The sequence below is a fragment of the Bacillus sp. LR--39 genome (assembly GCF_053613335.1).
This window is the reverse complement of record NZ_JBSIOT010001710.1, coordinates 1-501: the sequence shown is the minus strand read 5'-3', so window position 1 is coordinate 501 and position 501 is coordinate 1. Positions and strand designations below refer to the sequence as shown.

The 501-nt window shown below is 39.7% G+C and carries 2 pseudogenes; one reads left to right on the top strand and one right to left on the bottom strand.

Annotation, left to right across the window (positions count from 1 at the left end):
• A pseudogene (locus tag ACWHAR_RS32705) lies at positions 1 to 118 on the top strand (hypothetical protein); the annotation flags it as partial.
• Between the two features lie 37 nt (positions 119 to 155).
• Here ACWHAR_RS32705 and ACWHAR_RS32700 read toward each other — a convergent pair.
• Positions 156 to 501 (bottom strand): annotated as a pseudogene (locus tag ACWHAR_RS32700) (MerR family transcriptional regulator); the annotation flags it as partial.

Here is a 501-nt window from a genome sequence, read left to right as displayed (position 1 = left end):
AGCGGGAAGGTATAACGCCGACTCATTGGGATATGTTCAAACCGTATTGAAATGGAACGGACGGCGTTTTGCCGTTGACCGGCAGAATGTTTCGATTGTTGGCGGTGCTGTCTCGTAAGCCTGATGGCTGTCACCCTTTATAGGGTGATAAAACACTACAGGTGTTCTGCAACGACAACCAAATAATAAGATAAACTGGCTTGCTGCTCTTCTAACATTCCTCTATGGAAATCATCTTGCATAAAAAAACGTGTTTGTTTTACGTAATCTTCTTTACTTGTCGGATGCCCGTTCTGATTTAGGAACTTAAGATGATTCATGACATGCTCTTGCACGGAAGGGTCATGATACGTTATACCATTTCTTAAAAAATCAGCCATCCTATCAAGAAAATGTTTAGCCTCTATTGCCATTTTGTTCATTTCATCGACATTGATTGTATGTGTATCCAATTCAAAATCGTAACGCTCTTTTAAATACCCATTTTGTTCTGCTAAAGAT